The sequence below is a fragment of the Kocuria sp. PD6 genome (assembly GCF_031844145.1).
Lineage (GTDB): Bacteria > Actinomycetota > Actinomycetes > Actinomycetales > Micrococcaceae > Kocuria > Kocuria marina.
On the sequence record NZ_JAUZUS010000009.1, the window covers coordinates 29040 to 50988 of the forward strand.

Here is a 21949-nt window from a genome sequence, read left to right on the forward strand (position 1 = left end):
CGGCGCCTCACGGGGCCACCACACACGAGACCGTGCCGTCCTCGAGCTTCGAACAGATCGGGGTCACGTCCGTGGTGGGCGCCGGTTCCGGGTCCCTCGTGGGAGAGATGGTGGGGGCCGGCGTCTGCGCCGGTGACGGATCACCGCTCCACTGCACCAGCACGGGGCCGAGCCACAGGTATCCCGCGGCGAGGGCCAGGAGCGCGAGCGTGAGCGCTAGGACCCACCACGGCCAGCGGACCGCTCGCCGAGCGTGCGGTTCCCGTTCGTCCGCCGCGCCACCCGGGTCCACGACGCCGCCGGCTCCCGTGTCCGCTTCCCGCCCTCTGGCAGTCAGGCCGGTCGCGGCACCCACGGCAGTGATACCGGTGGGGTTCACGCCCGTGAAGCCCGCAGGATCCACGATCGTGATCTCCTCGGACCGGTCCGGGGTGCTCGCCCCTCCCGAGGTGCCCACGGGGTGCCCTTCGAGCATCGCGGGCGCGCCCTCCACGGGGTTCAGCCGCTCGGTCGTGTCCTGCCCGGCACCGGTTCCGATCGCATGCGCAGCGGTCACCTCGTTCACGGGGGCGAAGGGGCGCAACCGGTCACCGCCGCGCTCGGCCATGGGCCGGTGCTCACCCCCGGCGATCACCTTCCGGTGCACCGCGTGCCACGCGATGGGCGCCTCCCTGGTGCCGCCCGCCCCGGGAGGCAACCGCGCGGCGTCGAGCACCGGGGACAGCTCACGCTCCGTGGTGGGTTCGAGGACGTCGAAGACCTCGAACGGCTCGCCATCCACCGTCTCGCTGGGCCGGTCCCGGCGGGCGGCCGCCGTGGCCGCGAGACTCGCGAGCAGCTGGTCGGCGGCGCGCGTGCGCTCCGCGGGCACGATGCTGAGCAGTCCGGCCACGCCCGCGCGTAACAGCGGGGAACCCCCGAACAAGCCGAGGCGGGCCACGTCCTCCGGGCGCAAGGGGTCGCCACTGAGATCCACCTCGGGCAGGACCATGCGCACCGCCGTGACCCCGGCGGCATAGAGGTCCATGGTGCGAGACGGATTCCCCGGGGCGTACGCCTCGGTCGGCAGGTACCCGGGGGTACCCACCACGGTGCCGGCGTGCGTGAGGCGCGCATCGGTCACGCGCACGGCGATCCCGAAGTCCGCGAGCCGGGCCACGGGGGTCCCCGAACCCGTAGGTTCGAGCAGCACGTTGGCGGGCTTGACGTCCCGGTGCACCCAGCCGTGCTCGTGGACGAAGCGCAGTGCCTCGAGCAGCTGACACATCAGCTCCTCCGCGAGCCAGTCCGCCACGGGACCGTTGTCCTGCAGCGCGGCCTCGAGGGTGCCCCCGGACACGAGCTCCATGGCGATGGCCACGTGTTCGTCCTCCGCGGCCCAGCCGTACGGAGCCACGACGTGCGGGTGCTCGAGGTCCACGGACTGTTCCCGCACGAAGCGCAACAGCTCCGCCGAATCACGCTGCCGCAACACCTTGGCCGCGCATTCCCTGCCCCGGCGCAGGTCGTGGGCTCGCCACACGGCCCCGCTGCCACCCTCGGCGATGGGTGTCAGCAGTTCGAAGCGTCCGGCAATCGTGTCCCGCACTCGGTTCGAGGTCCCGTGCTAGCCCAGCATGGCGCGCCGGGCGCTGTCCGTGCGCTGTCCGGGGTCCCCGATCTTGACCGCGGCCGAGAGCACCGTGACGACGGATCCGGAGAGCACGACCGGGTTCAGTTCCAGGAACGCGATCTCGGGGAAGCGGTCCTTGAGAAAGGCCACACGGTTGATCAGCTGCTCCAGTCCGGTGGTGTCCACGGGCGGGACGCCCTGGTAGCCGAACAGTTTCCGCGCGGCCTTGGGCGCGCGCACCATGCGAGTGATGTCCCGGTCGGTCAGCGGGGGCACGCGGTGGGCCCAGTCGTCCAGCAGGTGCACGGCGTCCCCGGCCATCCCGAAGGACAGTACGGGACCGATGAGTGGGTCCTCCGCGGCGCGCACCACCACGGTCTGTCCCGTGGGCGCCATGGACTGTACCTCGAAATCGCTCGCGTTCCAGCCCGCGAGCGTGCGCTTCATGGTCTCGATCGCGGCACCCAGTTGGTCCGCGTTCGCGATGTTGAGCACCACCCCACCCAGGTCCAGGCGGTGGCGCAGGAACGGGTCCGTGGACTTTAGGGCCACGGGGTAGCCGAGCCGTTCGGCGGCGGCGTACGCGGCCTCCGGGTCCGTGAACCGCACGGACTCGAGCACGCGGATCCCCGCGAGACCCAGCAGCTCGTTGCGCTCGGCGATCTCCAGTTCGTAGAGCGCGTCCCCGCTGATCTTCTCGCGCAGCCGTTCCAGGAACTTCTCGACGCCGTCGGAATCGAACTCCTCGGGCGGCACCATCACGCCCTGGTCCTGCGAGCGCCATGTCATGTAGTCCACGACGCTCGCGAGCGCGCTCAGGGCGGCGCCGGGCGAATCGAAGCACGGCAGGGCGGCGTCGTCCGCGGTGTGCACGGACGTGGTCATGGCCTCGGGGCCGTGCTGACCCGTGAACACGACCACGGTCGTTCGGTCGGCGTCGCGCGCGGCCCGGGCGACGTCGCTCGCGAGCGCCGCGGTGTCCAGGCCGCGCACGGGCATGAGCACGAGCACGACGCTGTCGACCGCATCCGACGAGAGCTGAGCGCGCACGGCGTCCAGGACGGCCTCGTGCGCCCGCTCGGGCCCGTTGGAGGTGTCCATGGTGCCGTCCACGACGGCGGGGTCGAGCCGTAGGCGCAGGGCCGTGTCCTCGGCGAGCTGCGCGAGCGCGAGCGCGTTCGAGACCACGGCCACGCGCGGGGAGACGGGCAGCGGCTGGCTCTCCGCGATCGCGGCGATGTCGAGCAACTGCTCGGCCGTGGTCGCACGGATCACCCCGGCCTGGCGAAACATCGCGTCGAGCGCGCCGGCCGGGGCCTGGGTGACCCGGCCCGTGTGGCCCGGCGGGAGCCGCAGGCCGGTGACCTCGGACTTCGCGACGATCACGGGCTTGCTCAGCGAGAGCCTGCGCGCAATGCGCGAGAACTTGCGCGGGTTGCCCACCGACTGCAGATAGAGACCGCACACCGTGGTGGCGGGGTCGTCCTCCCAGTACTGCATGAGGTCGTTGCCGGAGACGTCCGCGCGGTTCCCCGCCGAGAGGTAGCTGGACATCCCCACGCCGTGGCGCTGCGCGGCACCGTAGAGCATGGTGCCGATCGCCCCGGACTGGGAGAACAGTCCCAGTCCTCCGCGGCGCGGCAACTCGGGCAGAACGGACGCGTTGAGCGAGACCTCCGGATCGGTCGTGAACAGACCCAGGCTCGCTGGGCCCACCACGCGCATCCCCGCGGCGCGGGCGATCCGCACCAGGCGGCGCTGGGCGGCCGCGCCCTGCGCACCGTCCTCGGCGTAACCGCCCGTCATCACGACGACGGCGCGCACTCCCGCCCTGCCGCACTGCGTCACGGTCTCCTCCACCGATTCGCGCGGCACCGCGATCACCGCGAGGTCCACGGTGCCCTCGATCTCGTCGAGGGACGAGACGAAGTGCAGCCCTTCGCGCTCGTACGGGGAATGACCTACGCCGTAGAGCGTGCCCGTGTACCCGCCCGTGAGGATGCCCTCGACCGCGTGGAACCCCGCGTGGTCCCGGTTCGCGGATGCCCCCACGACCGCCACGGTGGCCGGTGTCAGCAGGTCCGTGATGGACCGGGCCTCCGCGCGGTGCTCGCGCGCGGCCATCACCGCGAGCGACTTCTCGGTGGGGTCGATGTCGAAGTCCACGACCACCACGCCGTCCTCGAACTGACGGGAGACGTCGTAGCCGGCCTCCACGAAGACGTGGAGCATCTTGCGGTTCTCGGGCAGCACCTCCGCGGTGAAGCGGTCGATCCCGTTCTCGCGGGCGGCGGCGGCCAGGTGCTCCAACAGGATGGACCCGATTCCCCGCCCCTGGTGGTGATCGGAGATCATGAACGCGACCTCCGCCGAGCGCTGCGTGGTGCGGTCGTAGCGGCCCACACCGATCATCCGCTCCCCCAGGATCAGCACGAAGCACACGCGGTCCCGGTGGTCCACCGTGGAGAAGCGGTCCAGTTCCCGCTGGGACAGGGTCGGTTTGTAGGAGAAGAACCGCAGGTAGATGCTGTCCTCGGACTGCCCGGAGTGGAACTCCTGGAGCAGGTCCTGGTCCTCGGGGCTGATGGGGCGCAGGTGCGCGGTGGCGCCGTCGCGCAGGATGACGTCCGCCTCCCAGTACTTGGGGTAGGTCTGCTGCGGCGCGGCGTCGTCGGTGGTACCCATAGACTTCAGAGTAGCCAACCGCCTGCTCCGGTCACAGGAGCACGCCCTGATTTCAAGGAGTTACCCCTCGATGGCTCGTCGCCGCTCAGCCACGCGTTCTCCCCAGGACGAACTGCCCAAGGACTTCACCGAGCACATCGTGGACGTGGACGTCACGCAGGAGATGGAGACGAGCTTTCTGGAGTACTCCTACTCCGTGATCTACTCCCGCGCGCTGCCGGACGCCCGGGACGGTCTCAAGCCCGTGCAGCGGCGGATCCTGTTCATGATGGACCAAATGGGCCTGCGCCCGGACCGCGGCCACGTCAAGAGTGCGCGCGTGGTGGGCGAGGTCATGGGCAAGTTGCACCCCCACGGTGACGCCGCGATCTACGACGCCATGGTCCGCATGGCGCAGTCCTTCGCGATGCGCGTGCCACTCGTGGACGGGCACGGCAACTTCGGGTCGCTCGACGACGGTCCGGCGGCCCCGCGCTACACGGAGGCCCGGATGGCCCCGGCCGCGCGCACGCTCACGGGTGACCTCGACGAGGACGTCGTGGACTTCGTGCCCAACTACGACAACCAGTTCCAGCAGCCCGCGGTGCTGCCGGCCGCGTACCCCAACCTGCTCGTCAACGGGGCCACCGGGATTGCGGTGGGCATGGCCACGAACATGGCACCGCACAACATGCGCGAGGTCGCGGCCGGGGCCCGGCACCTCATCCTGAACCCCGAGGCCACGCTCGAGGAACTCATGCGGTTCATCCCCGGTCCGGACCTGCCCTCCGGCGGTCGGATCGTGGGCCTCGAGGGCGTGCGGGACGCCTACCGCACCGGGCGGGGTTCGTTCCGCACGCGCGCCACGGTCTCCGTGGAACAGGTCTCGCCCCGCAAGCAGGGCATCGTGGTGACCGAGCTGCCGTACATGGTGGGCCCCGAGAAGGTCACCGAGAAGATCAAGGACGCGGTCCAGGCCAAGAAGCTCGCCGGGATCTCGGACGTCGTGGACCTCACCGACCGCACTAACGGGCTGCGACTGGTCATCGAGCTCAAGAACGGGTTCAACCCGCAGGCCGTGCTCGCGCAGCTGTACAAGCACACACCGCTCGAGGAGTCCTTCGGGATCAACAACGTGGCTCTCGTGGAGGGTCAGCCCCGCACCATGGGGCTGCTCGAGCTGCTGCGGGTCTACAGCGACCACCGGATCAGTGTGGTGCGCCGGCGCACCGCGTTCCGCCTGGCTAAGCGGCAGAACCGGTTGCACCTCGTGGAGGGGTTGCTGATCGCGATCCTCGATATCGACGAGGTCATCCAGATCATCCGTTCCTCCGAGGAGACGGCCGAGGCCCGGGACCGGTTGATCGCGGTCTTCGACCTCTCCCGCGCGCAGTCCGAGCACATCCTGGAACTGCGGTTGCGTCAGCTGACCAAGTTCTCCCGGATCGAGCTCGAGGCCGAGCGGGACACCCTGCAGCGGGAGATCGCCGAACTCGAGGCAATCCTGGGCTCGGAGAGCGCGCTGCGCGGCGTCGTCGCGGACGAGCTCACCGAGACCGCGGAGAAGTTCGGTGACGAGCGGCGCACCGTGCTGCTCGAGGCCGAGGACCTGCCCGCGGTCACCGCGGAGAACGCGCGCGGGAAGAAGAACGCGGCACCGTCCGTGGCGCTCGAGATCAGCGACGACCCGTGCTGGGTGTTCCTGTCCACGACCGGGCGGATCGCCCGCAGTGCCGTGCGCACCCCGCTCGCGGACGGCTCCCGGCGCTTCAAGCACGACGCCCTGACGAGCGTGGTGCCCTCGACGGCGCGCGGGGAGATCGCCGCGATCACGTCCACGGGCCGGATGCTGCGCGTCTCGTGCGTGGACGTGCCCGTGCTGCAGGAGTTCGACGGCGTTCCCCGCCTCGCGGACGGCGTGCCCGCCGCGGACTTCCTGGGTCTGGACAAGAACGAGACGCTCGTGGGACTCGTGCCCAGCAATGCCGTGTTCGCGATTGGGACCGCGGACGGCGTGGTCAAGCGCGTGAACCCCGACTACCCGCTGAACCTGGACCAGTGGCCCGCGATCAAGCTCAAGGACGGGGACTCGGTGGTGGGTGTGGGTGCCGCGCCGGTCGACGCGGAACTCGTGTTGGTCTCCTCGGACGCCAAGCTGCTGCACTTCCCCGCATCCGCGGTGCGCCCCCAGGGCCGAACGGCCGGTGGTGTGGCCGGGATGAAACTCGCGCCGGACGAGCACGTGATCTTCTTCGGGGCGGTGGTGCCGAGCGAGTCCACCGTGGTGGTCACCCAGGCCCGCAGTGACGGTCAGCTGCCCGAGATGGGCGAGGCGTCCGTGAAGGTCACCCCGCTCTCGGAATTCCCCGCCAAGGGCCGCGCGACCGCCGGTGTGCGGGCCCAGCGACTACTCGCGGGTGAGACCGGGTTGACCCTGGCGTGGGTCGGCCACGGGCCGGGCAAGGCCGTGTCCGCGGCGGGCGTCGCGCGATCGCTCCCCGTGGAGTATGGGCGCCGGGACGGTTCCGGTGTGGGCATCGACCGTGCGGTCGCGGCCGTGGGACCCGCGCTCAGAGGTCTCCCCGTGCCGGGGACCACGACGGATGGGGAGTCAGCCGCGGAGGACGAATGACCCGCGGACCGGGCGCCGCGGAGGAGGATGGATCGGCGACGGTCGGCGACCGACCCGCGCAGGGGGCGACGGCGGCGTCGCCCGCGGACGACCGACCGTCCGGGGCGTCGCGCCGCCCGGCGCGTGAGACGGCGCCGCTGCCCGAGCACACCACCTGAGGCGCTCAGGCGTCGATCTGCTCCTGGTTGAGCTGGGCGGCACCGGCCACGATGAAGTCCTTGCGTGGGGCCACCTGCGAGCCCATGAGCAGGGAGAACGCGCGCTCGGCGGCCTCGGCGTCGGACACGCGCACGCGCCGCAGGACACGGTGGCGGATGTCCATCGTGGTCTCCGCGAGCTGATCGGCGTCCATCTCCCCCAGGCCCTTGTAGCGCTGGATGGGCTCCTTGTACCGACGATCCTGCTCCTCGAGGCTGCCCAGCAGCGTGTCGAGTTCGCGCTCCGAATACGTGTAGACCATCTCGTTGGGCTTGGAGCCCGGGTTGACGATCTGCACCCGGTGCAGCGGGGGCACCGCGGCGTAGACCCGTCCGGCCTCCACGAGCGGGCGCATGTAGCGGTAGAAGAGCGTGAGCAACAGGGTGCGGATGTGGGCGCCGTCCACGTCCGCGTCCGTCATCATGATGATCTTGCCGTAGCGGGCGGCGTCCAGGTCGAAGCTGCGACCCGACCCGGCCCCGATTACCTGGATCAGGGCCGCGCACTCGGCGTTCGCGAGCATGTCCGTGATCGAGGCCTTCTGCACGTTCAGGATCTTGCCGCGGATCGGCAACAGCGCCTGGTAGTTGGAGTTGCGGGCGAGCCGGGCGGTGCCGAGCGCAGAGTCGCCCTCCACGATGAACAGCTCCGAGCGGTTCACGTCCGCGGAACGGCACTCCACGAGTTTCGTGGGCATCGACGACGTCTCGAGCGCGTTCTTGCGCCGCTGGGTCTCCTTGTGCACTCTGGCCGAGATCCGGGACTTCATCTCCGCGACGACCTTCTCGAGCAGCTGACCGGCCTGGGCCCTGTCGTCCCGCTTCTTGGAGGTCAGCTGCTTGGTGAGCTCCGCCTCCACGACCTTGGCGACGATCTGGCGCACCGCAGGGGTGCCCAGCACCTCCTTGGTCTGCCCCTCGAACTGGGGTTCGGCCAACCGGACCGTGAGCACCGCGGTGAGCCCGGCCAGGACGTCGTCCTTCTCGAGCTTGTCGTTACCCGCCTTGAGCTTGCGGGAGTTGGTCTCCACCTGCTTGCGCAGGGTCTTGAGCAGCGCATTCTCGAAACCGCTTAAGTGGGTGCCACCCTTGGGCGTGGCGATGATGTTGACGAACGAGCGCACCGTGCTGTCGTACCCCACGCCCCAGCGCAGGGCCACGTCCACCTCGCACGTGCGATCCACGTCGGTGAGCCGGGCGTGGCCGGACTCGTCGAGCACGGGGACCCGCTCGGTGAAACTGCCCTGCCCCTGCAGCCGCCACACGTCGGTGACGGGCGCGTCCGCGGCGAGGAACTCCGCGAACTCCGAGATCCCGCCGTCGTACTGGAAGACCTCCTCCACGGGACCGTCCGCGCCCGGTGTACCCGGCAGGCGGCGTTCGTCCTGCACGGTGATCTTCAGCCCGGGGATCAGGAACGCGGTCTGGCGGGCGCGGCGCACGAGCTCCTCGGTGGAGAAGCGCGCGTCCGGGGTGAAGATCTGATCGTCGGCCCAGTAGCGGATCCGTGTGCCAGTGACGCCGCGCTTGGCTCTGCCCACGACCTGCAGGTGCGAGTCGGTCGTGAACGCCTCGAACGGTGCACTCGGGGACGGCGCCCCCTTGTCCGTGAACGTCCCGGGCTCGCCGCGCTTGAACGACATCTGGTATGTCTTGCCGCCACGGTCCACCTGCACGTCCAGGCGCGCGGACAGCGCATTGACCACCGAGGCACCCACGCCGTGCAGCCCGCCCGACGCCGTGTACGAACCGCCGCCGAACTTGCCGCCCGCGTGCAGTTTGGTGAACACGACCTCCACGCCCGTGAGGCCCGTGCGGGGTTCGGTGTCGATGGGGATGCCGCGACCGTCGTCGTGGACCTCCACGCACCCGTCCCGGTGCAGGATCACCGTGATGTCCTGGCCGTACCCCGCGAGCGCCTCGTCGACGGAGTTGTCGATGATCTCCCACAGGCAGTGCATCAGACCGCGCGAGTCCGTGGAGCCGATGTACATGCCCGGGCGTTTGCGTACCGCCTCGAGGCCCTCCAGGACGGAGAGGTGGCGGGCGTTGTATTCGGAACGGGACGGTGTCACGGTGGTGCTACTCCGGGGTTCGGGGGCGGCCCGCGGGCGGTGCGGGACCATCCCACTGTAGTCGGCACCCGGGGTTTGTGCGCGGTGGGCGAAACAGGGCCTTCGTGGGAAGCATTGACTGCGCGCGTGGGTTGTACTGGTACGTGCGATCGGGGCGTGACACCCCTGATGGCCGTGCGGCGGCTCAGATGAGCGCCGTCGCATTCCGTACCCCGTGAGGAGGATCCCATGAACGCGACACTCGAAGCGCGTGAACTCAACGCGACCCACCGTTGCGACGCCTGCGGTGCCCAGGCATACGTCCGCGTGGTCCTCGAATCCACCGGTGGCGAGCTGCTGTTTTGCGCCCACCACGCTCGTGCGAACGAGGAGAAGCTGCGCCCGTTGGCCGCCACGTGGCAGGACGAGACGCAGCACATCGGCGCCTGAGCGACAGGCCCACCCGCGGCGTTCCGGTCCCCCGCCGGAACGCCCGGACACGAAGGAAGGCGCGCATCCTCGGATGCGCGCCTTCCTTGTCATGTGTGCTTTACATCATGTGTTCCTCACGGGCCGGGCTTGCGGCCCCACAGGATCACGTTGGTGCCCAGGTACTTGGTCTCGAAGTCCACGTCCGTGAAGCCGACTTCGCGCATGAGCTGCGCGACCTGCGCGGGCTGCATGAATCCGAGGGTGGAGCTCTCCAGGTAGGAGTAAGCGTCCTTGTCCTTGGCGACCACCCGTCCCAACAGGGGCAACACGATCCGCATCCCCGCGGTGACCGCGAGCTTGAGCAGCCCCCGGGGCGGTGCCGTCTCCAGGACGACCACCCGCCCCCCAGGCGAGAGCACACGGAACTGTTCGCTGAGTACGCGCGGGACGTCGCTCACGTTGCGCAGCAGGTAACCGTGGGTCACCGCGTCGAAGGATTCGTCCGCGTACTCCAGCGAGTGGGCGTCCGCGAACTCCCACGCGATGCCGTCCGCGCCGGGCTTCGTGCGGGCGCGCTCGAGCATGTTCTCGGAGAAGTCCACCGCCGTGATCTCGGCGCGGGGTTCACGACGCCGCGCGGCCAGCGCGATCTCCCCCGTGCCCGTGGCGATGTCCAGCAGCCGGCCGCCCGGCGTCACGGCCGCCCGCTGGGCCACCTCGCGGCACCACTGGGCGTGCCGACCCAGGGTCATCAGCGTGTTGATCCGGTCGTAGGAGTCCGTGATCCGCTCGAAGATGCCCTGGACCGTCGTATCCCGTTCGGTCATGGAGTGCTTACCGTTCTTGTTCACCGAGGACATCAGTCCAGGTAGTCCCGCAGCACCTGCGAGCGGGACGGGTGACGCAGCTTGGACATGGTCTTGGACTCTATCTGGCGAATCCGCTCACGGGTGACGCCGTAGACCTTCCCGATTTCGTCCAGGGTCTTGGGCTGACCGTCCGTGAGCCCGAAGCGCATGGCCACCACGCCGGCCTCGCGTTCGGAGAGCGTGTCCAGCACCGAGTGCAACTGCTCCTGCAGCAGCGTGAAGGACACGGCGTCCGCGGGGACCACGGCCTCGGAATCCTCGATCAGGTCGCCGAACTCGGAGTCACCGTCCTCACCGAGCGGCGTGTGCAACGAAATGGGCTCGCGACCGTACTTCTGGACCTCCACGACCTTCTCCGGGGTCATGTCGAGCTCGTTGGCGAGCTCCTCCGGGGTGGGTTCGCGCCCCAGGTCCTGCAGCATCTGGCGCTGCACGCGGGCCAGCTTGTTGATGACCTCGACCATGTGCACCGGGATGCGGATGGTGCGGGCCTGGTCCGCCATGGCGCGAGTGATGGCCTGGCGGATCCACCACGTGGCGTACGTGGAGAACTTGAAGCCCTTGGTGTAGTCGAACTTCTCGACCGCGCGGATCAGGCCCAGGTTGCCCTCCTGAATCAGGTCCAGGAACAGCATGCCGCGGCCCGTGTAGCGCTTGGCCAGGGACACCACGAGGCGCAGGTTGGCCTCGAGCAGGTGGTTCTTGGCGCGGCGGCCGTCGTGGATCACCCAGCGGTAGGCGCGGCGGGTGTCCGCGTCCATGGAGTCCTGTTCGTCCGCGAACTTGTGCTCGGCGTACAGCCCGGCCTCGATGCGCAGGGCCAGGTCCACCTCCTGCTCCGCGTTGAGCAGCGCGACCTTTCCGATCTGCTTGAGGTAGTCCTTGACGGGGTCCGCGGTGGCACCGGCGACGACCACCTGCTGAGCGGGAGCGTCGTCGTCGTCGTTGTTGGTCAGCACGAAGCCGCGCGCACTCTTGTCCTGGCGGCCCTTCATGAGCGGGGCCGATTCCTCCACTGAGGCCTGCTGGGACTCCTGGGTGTCCTCCTCCTCGAGGTCCTCCGGGGTGTCCTCGGGCACCAATTCGTCCTCGGCGAGCGCCTCCTCAACGGGATCCGCCTTCTTCCGACCGCGTCCGCCCGCGGGGGCCTTGGCGGCGGGCTTCGCGGCGGTTTTGGTGGTCTTGCGGGTGCCCGCGGACTTGGCGGTGCCCTCCGCGGAGTCCGCGGCGGTCTTGGTGCGGGTCGTGGACTTGGTCGCCGCGGTCTTGGTCGCGGCCGACTTCTTGGCGGCGGTCTTCCGGGTGGCGGTCTTCTTCGCCGCGGGGGCGGCGGTGTCTGACTCGTTCGACGCCCCCGCGTCCGATGTGGCAGCGGTGGTCTGCGACGACGCCGCGGCGGTCCCCCGCGTGGCGGAAGCGGTCTTCTTAGCGGCGGTGCTCTTGCGCGCCACAGTCTTCTTGGCCGCGGCGGCCCTCTTCACGGCGGGCTTCTTGGCAGCGCCACTCGTGCTAGCGCCGCCCGTGCCTGCCTGAGAAGTGGTCTCAGCGGGGTCCGTCTGCTCCGTGGAGGCCTGAGAAGCGGACGCGGTCTTGCTGGCAGCTGGTGACACGGAGAACCTTTCGTTGGACAGATCTACGGGTGCGCACCGCATCAGCGGCCAACACACCTATGACCCTGTCAAGTCCGGCGTGGTGACACGAGGTCCCGCCGAGACTCTGAGGGCCTCATTCGCCCTAACACCGACCCTTCGCAGTTTGTTCCCGCACACCGTGAAAAGTTTTCGCCCGCCCCCGTTACCTCTAGCGACGTGCCCCCATCACCCCTGGTCCGAGGCACCGCGTTCCCACACGCCCCGGCCCGGCCACGCGGTACGCCGGTCCACGCACCACCACGGCGTGGGCTGGTGTCGCAACCGGTGCGCCACGTCGGCCGCCGCGGAACGGCCGGGCATCACGGATCGTTCGGACCCCGCGGCACCCTCCCGGTTCGCGCAGCGTGCGAGCAACCGCGACGCCGTGTGGGCGCGACCCCGGTACACCTCGAGCTGCGCCAAGGTGGCCACGACGCTCGCGGCAGCCGCGGTCAAGGATTGCCGATCGCTCGAGGGGTTTGGGTCACTTGACGGCTCCCGGTCACCCGACGTCTCCCGGGAACCCGACAAGTCTCGAGGACCCAACGACTCCCGCGAGCCCGCCACGATCTCGGTAGGGTCGGCGAGCGGGTCGCGCCCCGCACCCAGAATCCCGTCCAGCACCTGCAACACCCGGTACGCACCGTCCAGGGTGTCCCAGTCCGGCGGGCCGTCCCATTCCCCGGCCACCGCGACCACGCAGCGCAGGGCCTCGTCGATCTCGTCCTCCGAGGGCTCGGACCCCGCGATGCCGCCGCCCAGCCGCACCATGGCGGCCCGCAACCCTGCGAGCGCCGCCGCGGCCCGAGCGGTGCTCCCGCTCAACCACGCGTATAGCAGCGCGTCCCGGACGAGATCGTCGTGCACCCCCTCGATCAGCAGCGCGAGATGTCCGTCCGACAGACCCAGGACGGTATCCACCCAGTGCTGCCTGTCCGCCTGGACGCAACGCACCGCGCGGTGCCACGCCGTCAACGGATGCCGCGGATCGGGGTCGATGGTGGGCGGCGTCGGACCCGGCACCGTGGTCCGCGCAGGTGCGGAATCGCCGTCGTCCGTGCGCAGTCGCTCCCACGCACGCGTGACATGCTGTGCCCTCCGGGCGAACCGGTGCCGCCACCGCGGATGGTGCTCGGGCGCATCCGGTTCGGCAGCGCTACCCAGTGCGATCATCTGGGCGTTGACCGCGCTGTCCCGGATCAGCTCGACGGGCAACGCCCGGTCCGGTTCCGCGAGGTCCCACCAGTGCTGCGGACCCACCACGAGGGTGCGTAACACGGTGAGTCCCGCCCGTTCCACGGCGCACGCCCACCGGGCCGCGGCCACGGCCTCGCGATCCACCCCGCCCTCGAGGGCCTGGTCCGAGTACACCGTCACGACCACCTCCCCGCAGTGACGCACACGCGCGAGGACCTCGGCGAGCTCCGCACCGAGCTCGTACGGATCGGTCTCTACGGTGGGTGAGTTCATGCTCAGGCACAGGGCGCTGCTGTCGGCCACGGGGAAGAACAGCACCGAGGTGTTACGGGGCTGGCGACCCACCTGATGAGGGATCAGCGCGAGGAGGTCCTCGGTGCTGCGGATGCGAACGGTGTCGGCGGCTTCATGGGAAATGGTCATGACGCCACCCTGGCGACCGGACGCCCCTCGGCGGGGTCGGTCCGCGCGCATGTGCACGAGCTCGCTCCCGACACACCCCGGGGCGGTGCTGTGGAGGGCGCTCGCCGCGGTGGGCGAAGTGGGGTGCCGCCTACGGTGGAGCGGTGGGGTGTGGCGAGCCAGTGCCGTAACGGGACGCGCGGCGCGGGTTCCCACTCGCCCAGGGGTCAGACGGAATCGGGGCCGTGCACCCGGCGCACCTTGCGTGTGCAGCGAAGGATCGCGACCGTGCCCACGAGGGCCACGAGGGCCTGGGCGGCGATCGCGGGACGGAACGCATCGGCGTCGTACAGCGTGGGTGAGATCCCGGCGCCGAACAGCAGGTCGAGCACAAGCCCCGTGACGTAGATCGCGAGCAGGGACGCCGCGAACCCGCCCACGTTGGCGAGTCCCGTGGCGGTGCCGTTGCGCTGCGGCGGGTTGAAGGAGCGCACGATGTCGAACGCCAGCATGGACGCGGGCAGGGACAGAGCGATCATGCACACGGCCACGTAGACGACCACGGCGGGGGCGTGGCCCGGCCAGACGAGCAGTGCGGTCCACCCGGCCCAGCTCACGAGCACGCATGCCAGGGACAGTGTGGAGCGCCGGCGCGCGAAGCGCGCGCTGAGTTTGCCGATCACCGGCGCCACCGCCACGTTGAACACCACGTACACGGTCATCACGGCGGAGGCCTGCGTCGGGTCCAGCCCTTGTGCGTTCTGCAGGTACGGGTACGCCCACATGAGCGCGAACGTGTTGCCCACGAACTGCACGGTGAAGTGGACCCAGAAGCCCAGCTGGGTCCCCGGTTCCTTGATGGCCTGCGCCATGGAGGTGCGCACGATCGCCAAGGAGATCGCGTCGTTGAGCTCACGCGCGCCTGGCGGGTTGCTGCGCAGGAGCAGACCGGAGAGCACCGCGGCGAGCAGGGCGATCGCCGCCATGACCACGAAGGACGGCACCCAGCCGACCACGTGGAGCAACGCCGCGAACGGGATCACGGAGAAGAGCTGGCCCAGGTTGCCCGTCATGCCCACGACCTGGGTGAGCATGGGTACCTTCAGCGCGGAGAACCACACGGGGAGCAAGCGCATGACGCACACGAACGTGGCGGCGTCGCCGGCGCCCACGAGGATGCGACCCACCACGCCCTCGGCCACGGACTGCGCCGCGGCCAGTTGCAGTTGTCCCGCCGCCATGGCCACGGCCCCCACGGTGATGAGGATGCGCGGGCCGAACCGGTCCACGAGCACCCCCACGGGCACCTGTAGTGCCGCATAGACGAGCACCTGCATCATGGAGAACAGGGACAGCCCCGAGGCCGCGGTCTGGAACCGGTCGGCGGCCTCCACCGTGGCCACGCCGAAACTCGTGCGCTGCGCGACCGCGGAGAAGTACGCGAAAACACCCACCGCGAAAATCAACCATGCGGTGGCTGAGTCCTTGTACCGGGACGGACGGGCTGCAACCGGTTCGGGCATGCGGCTGGGCCTCCCACGGGCTCGGTGACGGAGGCCCGTGCATACCGGGTGCGGGGCCCTACTCTCGGTGGTCCTCCGGGTCGCTCTGCGCGGCCAGGAACGCCTCCGCAGCGGCACCGAGGTCGTCGGCGTCGGGCAGGTCGGCGTCGTCGGGCCCGGCGAGAATCGAACGACGGGCGGACGCGTCCACCACGTCATCGTATCGCCGTTCCATGTTCTGGATGACAGCCTGGACCTCGGGCGAGGAGTTCGCCTGCGCGTCGATCTGACGGATCACGTCCCGGGAGGCCTCCCGTAACTCGTCCGTGGGCAGAGTGCGCCCGGTCACGGCACTGAGATACTCGAGGGCCGCGACGGCCGCCTGCGGAAGGTAGGACTCCGCGAGGTACTGCGGCACGTGCACGGACAACCCCACGTGATCGATCCCACCCTCCTGCAATCGCAGTTCGAGCAGGTGCGAGGCGGATGCGCTGACCTCGAACGTGGGCTTGTTGCCGTCGATCCGGGGCAGCAGATCCGCACGCGGACCATGGGCGGTCACCAGGATGGGCCGCGTGTGCGGCACGGGCATGGGGATCCCTCCCACGAGCGCCACGAGACTCACCCGCAGTCGTTGCGCGAGCCCCACCACGGCGGAGCTGAACCGCTCCCACTGGGTGTCCGGCTCGGGTCCGGTGAGCAACAAGAAGTGCCGATCCAGCCCGTCGGTGACCACATGCAGGTTCAACTCGGGCGCCTCGAAGTCCTCGAAGTGATCCTCCGAGAACTTCACGTGGGGGCGCCGGGAGCGGTAGTCGTAGAGCTGGTCCAGGTCGAAACGGACCACGGTCTCGCTCGGCATGGAGTCGAGGATGACGGCCTCGATCTGACCGGCCAGGTGGCCGGCCTCCACGTATCCGGACAGCGCCACGATCATGGGCAGCCCACGCAATCGCTCGTCTCCCAGCAACGCGGGATTCCCCAGATACAGGGCCGTGGGATCCAGCACACTTCCTCCTCGTCGAATCATGGGCGCGGCACAGGGGCGCCGACGCTCGTGAGAAGGGAACGCCCGGAGCGACCCCGCCTATTCCCCGCTTCCCCGGGGCTGTGCTGGCTAGGATCGGAGTCGTGCGCGCCACACGAACGCCGCGCACGTCGCGGCCATCCGTACCGCGCCGCATCGTCGTCAGCCACCCGTGAAAGGACACGACAGTGACCACACCGCAGGACATCCTGGCCACCCACGAGGTACGCCTCGAGACCAGCACCAAGCCCCTGGGCACCTCCGCAGACGCCCTCGTGCTGGGGGTACGCCACGACGGCGAGCTCGCGGTACCGAGCGACGTCAAGGCGGGCGTGCGGCGTCGTCTGACGGAGCTCGCCGAACGGGCCCGGGTCTCCGGCGGGCTCGACCGCGTGCTCGTGGTGCCCGCCCCGGACGAGGTGGACGCGCGGTCCGTCGTGTTCACGGGACTGGGCCGTGGTGAGGACGACGAGCGTGGCGAGAACCTGCGCCAAGCGGCCGGTGCTGCGGCGCGGACCCTGCGCGGAGCGGCCGAAACCGCCGTGTTCGCGCTGCCCGTGGCCTCCGAGACCGAGGTCCAGGCCGTGGCCGAGGGGATCGGGCTGGGCGCGTTCAACTACGTCACGCAGAAGTCCCGCACGGCCTCCGAGGCCGACGTCCCGCTGAGCGCGGCGACCGTGGTCGTACCCAAGAACCTCGGCAAGACCGCGAAGGACGCCGTCATCCGGGCCGCCCACGTGGCGCGCGCCGTGCGCCTGACGCGCACCCTCGTGGACCTCTCCCCCGACACCGCGACCCCCGAGTTCGTCGCGGCCGTGGCGACCACTGCGGCGAAGGGCACAAAGGTCTCGGTCGAGGTGCTCGCCGAGAAGGAACTGACCCGCGGCGGCTACGGCGGACTGCTGGGCGTGGGGCAGGGCTCCGTCAACGGGCCGCGCCTGGTCAAGCTGCAGTGGTCCCCGGCCCGTGCCAAGAAGCACGTCGCGCTCGTGGGCAAGGGCATTACGTTCGACTCCGGCGGCCTGTCGTTGAAGCCGCCCGCCTCGATGATGACCATGAAGTCGGACATGGCCGGTGCCGCCGCGGTGCTCAGCACCGTCCTCGCGGCCGCTGCGCTCCAGTTGCCCGTGACCGTGACGGGCTGGCTGTGCCTCGCCGAAAACCTGCCCTCCGGCTCCGCGACCCGTCCGGGTGACGTGTTGAGCATGTTCAGCGGTCACACCGTGGAGGTGTTGAACACGGACGCCGAGGGCCGCCTGGTGCTCGCGGACGGGCTGTGGGCCGCGGGTCAGGAGAACCCGGACCTGTTGCTGGACATCGCGACCCTGACGGGCGCGCAGATGGCCGCGCTCGGCGTGCGTACCGCGGGCATCATGGGCGACGACGCCGCTCGCGAACGTGTCGTGCGCGCCGCTTCCCGCGCGGGCGAACCCGCGTGGCCCATGCCGCTGCCCGAGCACCTGCGTCCGTCCCTCGACTCGTTCGTGGCGGACCTGAAGAACATGGGCGACAAGTACGGCGGGATGCTCGTGGCCGGGCTGTTCCTGCGGGAGTTCGTCCCCGAGCAGCGTGGCCGGCGGATCCCGTGGGCGCACATCGACATCGCGGGCCCCTCCTTCAACGAGTCGCAGCCCTGGGGGTACACCCCCAAGGAGGGGACCGGCTTCGGGGTGCGCACCATGCTCGCGGTGGCCCAGGACCTCGCCGAGTAGGCTTCCCCCGATCGTGCGCCACGCTGCGGGGGTCCACCGGGATGCAATGTCTGGTGAGCCCCCCGGGGTGGCGTTAGGCTGGACCCCAACCGTGACCGCCCCACACACACCCAGGATCGGGACCCGGGCGGGCATCAGAAACCAAGAACTCGAACCCCGAGGGAGCCAACGTGGCCGACAACCAATACGACATTCTGGTCCTGGGCGGAGGATCCGCCGGGTACTCCGCCGCACTGCGCGCGGTGCAGCTGGGTTACAGCGTGGCGCTGATCGAGAAGGAGAAGCTGGGAGGTACGTGCCTGCACTGGGGTTGCATCCCCACCAAGGCGTACCTGCACTCGGCCGAACTCGCCGAAGGCGCCCGGGAGTCGGAGAAGTACGGCATCAAGGCCTCCCTCGAGTCCATCGACATGGCGGCCGTACGCGAGTACAAGAACAAGGTCGTGCAGGGCAAGTACAAGGGTCTCACCGGGCTCATGAAGATGCGCAAGGTGGACGTGATCCAGGGCAACGGCAAGCTCACCGGCCCCAACACCATCGACGTGGACGGCACCACCTACACGGGTGAGCACATCATCCTGGCCACTGGTTCCTTCTCCAAGACCCTGGGCATCGAGATCGGCGGCCGCGTGATGACCTCCACCGAGGCCCTCGAGATCGACTTCGTGCCCAAGTCCGCGATCGTGCTGGGCGGCGGCGTGATCGGCTGCGAGTTCGCCTCCATGTGGCGCTCCTTCGGCGTGGACGTGACCGTGATCGAGGGTCTGCCCCACCTCGTGGCCAACGAGGACCCGGCCATCGTGAAGATCGCTGAGCGCGAGTTCAAGAAGCGCGGCATCAAGTACAACCTGGGCACGTTCTTCGAGAAGGTCGAGCAGAACGACGACGGCGCCAAGGTCACCCTCGCGGACGGCAAGGAATTCGAGGCCGAGATCGTGCTGGTGGCCGTGGGCCGCGGCCCCAACACCGAGGGCATGGGCTTCGAGGACCAGGGCATCCCCATGGACCGCGGTTTCGTGACCCCCGACGAGCGCCTGCACACGGGCGTGGCCAACATCTACGCGATCGGTGACATCGTCCCCGGCGTGCAGCTCGCCCATCGCGGCTACCAGCAGGGCCGCTTCGTGGCCGAGGAGATCGCCGGGCTCAACCCCGTGGTGGTCCCGGACATCAATGTCCCCAAGGTCACGTTCACCGAGCCCGAGATCGCCTCCGTGGGCTACTCCCAGCCCAAGGCGGAGGAGAAGTTCGGCAAGGACAACGTGGAGACCTTCGAGTACAACCTCGCTGGCAACGGCAAGAGCTCCATCCTGGGCACCGGCGGCATCATCAAGCTGGTGCGCGAGAAGGACGGACCCATCGTGGGGTTCCACGCGATCGGGACCCGCATCAGTGAGCAGATCGGTGAAGGCCAGCTCATGGTGAACTGGGAGGCCTACCCCGAGGACGTGGCGGCATTCGTCCACGCCCACCCGACCCAGAACGAGGCCATCGGTGAGGCAGCGATGGCATTGGCCGGCACTCCGCTGCACGGCTGATCCACTGCACCGGGTGCCCGCCCCACGGGGTGGGCACCCGGCCCCTCACCACCCCGGGACCGCACGGACCCGGGACACGTTGCACATTTTCCGATCTTTAGAGAGGGACGGACGACACAATGTCTGAAACCGTTAACCTGCCCGCGCTGGGCGAGTCTGTCACCGAAGGAACCGTGACCCGCTGGTTGAAGCAGGTGGGCGACGAGGTGGCCGTGGACGAGCCCTTACTCGAGGTCTCCACCGACAAGGTCGACACCGAGGTCCCCTCCCCCGTGGCCGGCGTCGTCGAGAAGATCCTGGTCGACGAGGACGAGGACGTGGAGGTCGGTGCCCCGCTGGTCGTCATCGGTGACGGCTCCGGTTCGGGTTCCGATGACTCCTCGGACGCTTCCGCCGAGGAGGTCGAGGACGCCGCGACCGAAGCCGACTCCGGTGAGAACACCGAACAGGCCGCAGAGACCGAGACCGAGCAGGCTCCCCAGGCCGACACCAAGCAGTCCTCGGGCAACTCCGTGGAGGTCACCCTGCCCGCGCTGGGTGAGTCCGTGACCGAGGGCACCGTGACCCGCTGGCTCAAGGAGGTCGGCGAGCAGATCGAGGTCGACGAGCCCCTGCTGGAGGTTTCCACCGACAAGGTCGACACCGAGGTCCCCTCCCCCGTGGCCGGGACCCTGCTGGAGATCAAGGTCCAGGAGGACGAGGACGCCGAGGTCGGCCAGGTCCTGGCGATCGTGGGCGACGAGTCCGCCGCCGGCTCCGGTGACTCCGACTCCGACTCCGACAACGGTTCCTCCGACGAGTCGGGTGAGACCAAGGCCGAGCAGCTCGAGGACGCCGCGACCGAAGCCGATTCCGGTGAGAACACCGAACAGGCCGCCGAGGCCAAGGCTCCCCAGAAGAGCTCCGGCTCCGAGGAGAAGCCCACTCCCGCCAAGCAGTCCGAGTCCGGTGCGTCGTCCGATTCCGGTGCCAAGTCCTCGGACTCCGGCGCCAAGGACGTCCCCGGCTACGTGACCCCGCTAGTGCGCAAGCTGGCCCGTGAGAAGGACGTGGACCTGTCCACGATCACCGGCACGGGTGTGGGTGGGCGCATCCGCAAGCAGGACGTGCTCGCCGCCGCGGAGGAGGCCGCCAAGCAGTCCGAGGCTCCCCAGGTCCAGGACACCGGCGCCAACATGGCACCGGCCGTGTCCCGCCAGGGCTCCGAGGCCCAGCCGGCCTCCACCCCCGCACCGGACGCCAAGCGCGGCACCACGGAGAAGGCCCCCCGGATCCGGATGACCATCGCCAAGCGCATGCGCGAGTCCCTGGACGTCTCCGCCCAGCTCACGCAGGTGACCGAGGTGGACATGACCCGCGTGGCCCAGCTGCGTCAGAAGGCCAAGGACCAGTTCCAGAAGCGCGAGGGCGCCAAGCTCACGTTCATGCCGTTCTTCGCCAAGGCCGTGGCCGAAGCATTGCAGGCGCACCCCGTGCTCAACGCCACGTTCAAGGAAGAGTCCAAGGAGATCGTCTACAACGCCTCCGAGGACATCGCGATCGCGGTGGACACCCCCCGCGGGTTGCTTGTGCCGGTCGTCAAGAACGCCGGTGACCTGAACCTGGGTGGTCTGGCCAAGCAGATCGCGGAAGTGGGTGCCGCCGCCAAGGACGGTTCCATCTCCCCGGATCAGCTGACCGGTGGGACCTTCACCATCACGAACATCGGTTCCTTCGGTGCTCTGTTCGACACGCCCATCATCAACCAGCCGCAGGTCGCCATCCTGGGCACGGGCACGATCGTCAAGCGCCCCATGGTGCTCACGGACGCGGACGGCAACGACACCATCGCCATCCGCCACATGTGCTACCTGTCCCTGACCTACGACCACCGTCTCGTGGACGGCGCGGACGCCGGCCGGTTCCTGGGCACGCTCAAGAAGCGCCTGGAAGCGGGTCAGTTCGAGTCGGAGGTCGGCCTGTAAGGGTTGCCCCGTGACCCACCGCGGTCAACCGTTCGGTTGATATCCCGGCCGCCGGGATGTGTTCTGGATCACTCAGGACGCATCCCGGCGGTTTCGCGTGACGGGCTCCGATAGGCTCGAATCATGTCTTTTCTCTTCAGCCTCATGTTGTTCCTCCACTTCCTCGGTCTGGCCGTCATCATCGGCACGTGGCTCTTCACCATGAAGCGCCCCACCGTCACGTCCGGTCAGTTCTGGGCCGCGATCGTGATGCTGCTGACCGGTCTGGTCATGGTGGTCTTCCGCGAGATGCAGGACGGTTTCGCGGTCAACCACATGAAGATCGGCGTCAAGCTGATCATCCTGCTCGTCGTGGCCGTCGCGGCGTTCATCGGGATGCGCAAGACCAAGCGTGGTGAGCCCGTATCCACCGGGCTGGCCCACGCGGTCGGCGGTCTGGCCGTGATCAATGCCGCCGTCGCCGTGTTCTGGTGAGCCACCCGCTTCCCTGAACGTCCCCCGTTCCCACCGCACGCC

14 protein-coding genes are annotated in these 21949 nt (G+C 69.4%); 6 read left to right on the forward strand and 8 right to left on the reverse strand.

Annotation, left to right across the window (positions count from 1 at the left end; all coding sequences use genetic code 11):
- Window positions 1-7: 7 nt before the first annotated feature.
- Both Q9R22_RS09640 and Q9R22_RS09645 read right to left on the reverse strand, forming a co-directional pair.
- On the reverse strand, window positions 8-1588 hold the full coding sequence (locus Q9R22_RS09640; protein ID WP_131333057.1) for a serine/threonine-protein kinase: 1581 nt from the start codon (window positions 1586-1588) through the stop codon (window positions 8-10).
- Window positions 1589-1606: 18 nt separating this feature from the next.
- Window positions 1607-4297: a GNAT family N-acetyltransferase gene (locus Q9R22_RS09645; RefSeq protein ID WP_311254182.1), complete on the reverse strand. Its 2691-nt coding sequence runs from the start codon at window positions 4295-4297 to the stop codon at window positions 1607-1609.
- Window positions 4298-4367: 70 nt separating this feature from the next.
- On the opposite strand from Q9R22_RS09645, the gene Q9R22_RS09650 reads away from it, so the two are divergent.
- Entirely contained in the window at window positions 4368-6908 is a 2541-nt protein-coding gene (locus tag Q9R22_RS09650; RefSeq protein WP_131333059.1) for a DNA topoisomerase (ATP-hydrolyzing) subunit A, read from the forward strand.
- Between the two features lie 163 nt (window positions 6909-7071).
- Here the strand turns inward: Q9R22_RS09650 and Q9R22_RS09655 are convergent, their stop codons facing one another.
- A complete protein-coding gene (locus Q9R22_RS09655) occupies window positions 7072-9180 on the reverse strand; it encodes a type IIA DNA topoisomerase subunit B (RefSeq protein WP_131333060.1) in 2109 nt (702 codons plus the stop codon).
- Window positions 9181-9408: 228 nt separating this feature from the next.
- Between Q9R22_RS09655 and Q9R22_RS09660 the strand changes: the two genes are divergently transcribed.
- Entirely contained in the window at window positions 9409-9609 is a 201-nt protein-coding gene (locus Q9R22_RS09660; RefSeq protein WP_035961388.1) for a hypothetical protein, read from the forward strand.
- Between the two features lie 116 nt (window positions 9610-9725).
- On the opposite strand, the gene Q9R22_RS09665 is transcribed toward Q9R22_RS09660, so the two are convergent.
- The 5 genes from Q9R22_RS09665 to Q9R22_RS09685 form a co-directional block, all read right to left on the reverse strand.
- Window positions 9726-10451: a ubiquinone/menaquinone biosynthesis methyltransferase gene (locus Q9R22_RS09665; protein WP_242670430.1), complete on the reverse strand. Its 726-nt coding sequence runs from the start codon at window positions 10449-10451 to the stop codon at window positions 9726-9728.
- Window positions 10451-12070: an RNA polymerase sigma factor gene (locus tag Q9R22_RS09670; RefSeq protein ID WP_239320150.1), complete on the reverse strand. Its 1620-nt coding sequence runs from the start codon at window positions 12068-12070 to the stop codon at window positions 10451-10453. Before Q9R22_RS09670 ends, Q9R22_RS09665 begins: the two co-directional genes overlap by 1 nt.
- A gap of 207 nt (window positions 12071-12277) precedes the next feature.
- Window positions 12278-13711 (reverse strand): DUF4192 family protein, encoded by a 1434-nt coding sequence (locus tag Q9R22_RS09675; protein WP_131333061.1) that lies wholly within the window; start codon window positions 13709-13711, stop codon window positions 12278-12280.
- A gap of 206 nt (window positions 13712-13917) precedes the next feature.
- Window positions 13918-15213, reverse strand: a complete 1296-nt coding sequence (locus Q9R22_RS09680; RefSeq protein WP_131333062.1) for a nitrate/nitrite transporter — start codon at window positions 15211-15213, stop codon at window positions 13918-13920.
- A 58-nt stretch (window positions 15214-15271) separates the two neighbouring features.
- Entirely contained in the window at window positions 15272-16201 is a 930-nt protein-coding gene (locus tag Q9R22_RS09685; protein WP_193519420.1) for a proteasome assembly chaperone family protein, read from the reverse strand.
- 206 nt (window positions 16202-16407) lie between these two features.
- On the opposite strand from Q9R22_RS09685, the gene Q9R22_RS09690 reads away from it, so the two are divergent.
- The 4 genes from Q9R22_RS09690 (at window position 16408) to Q9R22_RS09705 (ending at window position 21907) form a co-directional block, all read left to right on the forward strand.
- A complete protein-coding gene (locus tag Q9R22_RS09690) occupies window positions 16408-17931 on the forward strand; it encodes a leucyl aminopeptidase (RefSeq protein WP_144996824.1) in 1524 nt (507 codons plus the stop codon).
- Window positions 17932-18101: 170 nt separating this feature from the next.
- Window positions 18102-19469: a dihydrolipoyl dehydrogenase gene (gene lpdA / locus Q9R22_RS09695; protein WP_064845175.1), complete on the forward strand. Its 1368-nt coding sequence runs from the start codon at window positions 18102-18104 to the stop codon at window positions 19467-19469.
- 119 nt (window positions 19470-19588) lie between these two features.
- Window positions 19589-21433 (forward strand): 2-oxoglutarate dehydrogenase, E2 component, dihydrolipoamide succinyltransferase, encoded by a 1845-nt coding sequence (gene sucB / locus Q9R22_RS09700; protein ID WP_131333064.1) that lies wholly within the window; start codon window positions 19589-19591, stop codon window positions 21431-21433.
- 123 nt (window positions 21434-21556) lie between these two features.
- Window positions 21557-21907, forward strand: coding sequence for a hypothetical protein (locus Q9R22_RS09705; protein WP_035961358.1), 351 nt, complete (start codon window positions 21557-21559; stop codon window positions 21905-21907).
- The last annotated feature ends 42 nt before the right edge of the window (window positions 21908-21949 follow it).

Bases quoted from the DNA above. Each gene is read 5' to 3' on its own strand.
- Q9R22_RS09660 (WP_035961388.1), top strand. From the start codon at position 9,409: ATGAACGCGACACTCGAAGCGCGTGAACTCAACGCGACCCACCGTTGC.
- Q9R22_RS09675 (WP_131333061.1), bottom strand. From the start codon at position 13,711: ATGACCATTTCCCATGAAGCCGCCGACACCGTTCGCATCCGCAGCACC.
- Q9R22_RS09680 (WP_131333062.1), bottom strand. From the start codon at position 15,213: ATGCCCGAACCGGTTGCAGCCCGTCCGTCCCGGTACAAGGACTCAGCC.
- Q9R22_RS09665 (WP_242670430.1), bottom strand. From the start codon at position 10,451: ATGTCCTCGGTGAACAAGAACGGTAAGCACTCCATGACCGAACGGGAT.
- Q9R22_RS09705 (WP_035961358.1), top strand. From the start codon at position 21,557: ATGTCTTTTCTCTTCAGCCTCATGTTGTTCCTCCACTTCCTCGGTCTG.
- Q9R22_RS09645 (WP_311254182.1), bottom strand. From the start codon at position 4,297: ATGGGTACCACCGACGACGCCGCGCCGCAGCAGACCTACCCCAAGTAC.
- sucB (WP_131333064.1), top strand. From the start codon at position 19,589: ATGTCTGAAACCGTTAACCTGCCCGCGCTGGGCGAGTCTGTCACCGAA.
- Q9R22_RS09650 (WP_131333059.1), top strand. From the start codon at position 4,368: ATGGCTCGTCGCCGCTCAGCCACGCGTTCTCCCCAGGACGAACTGCCC.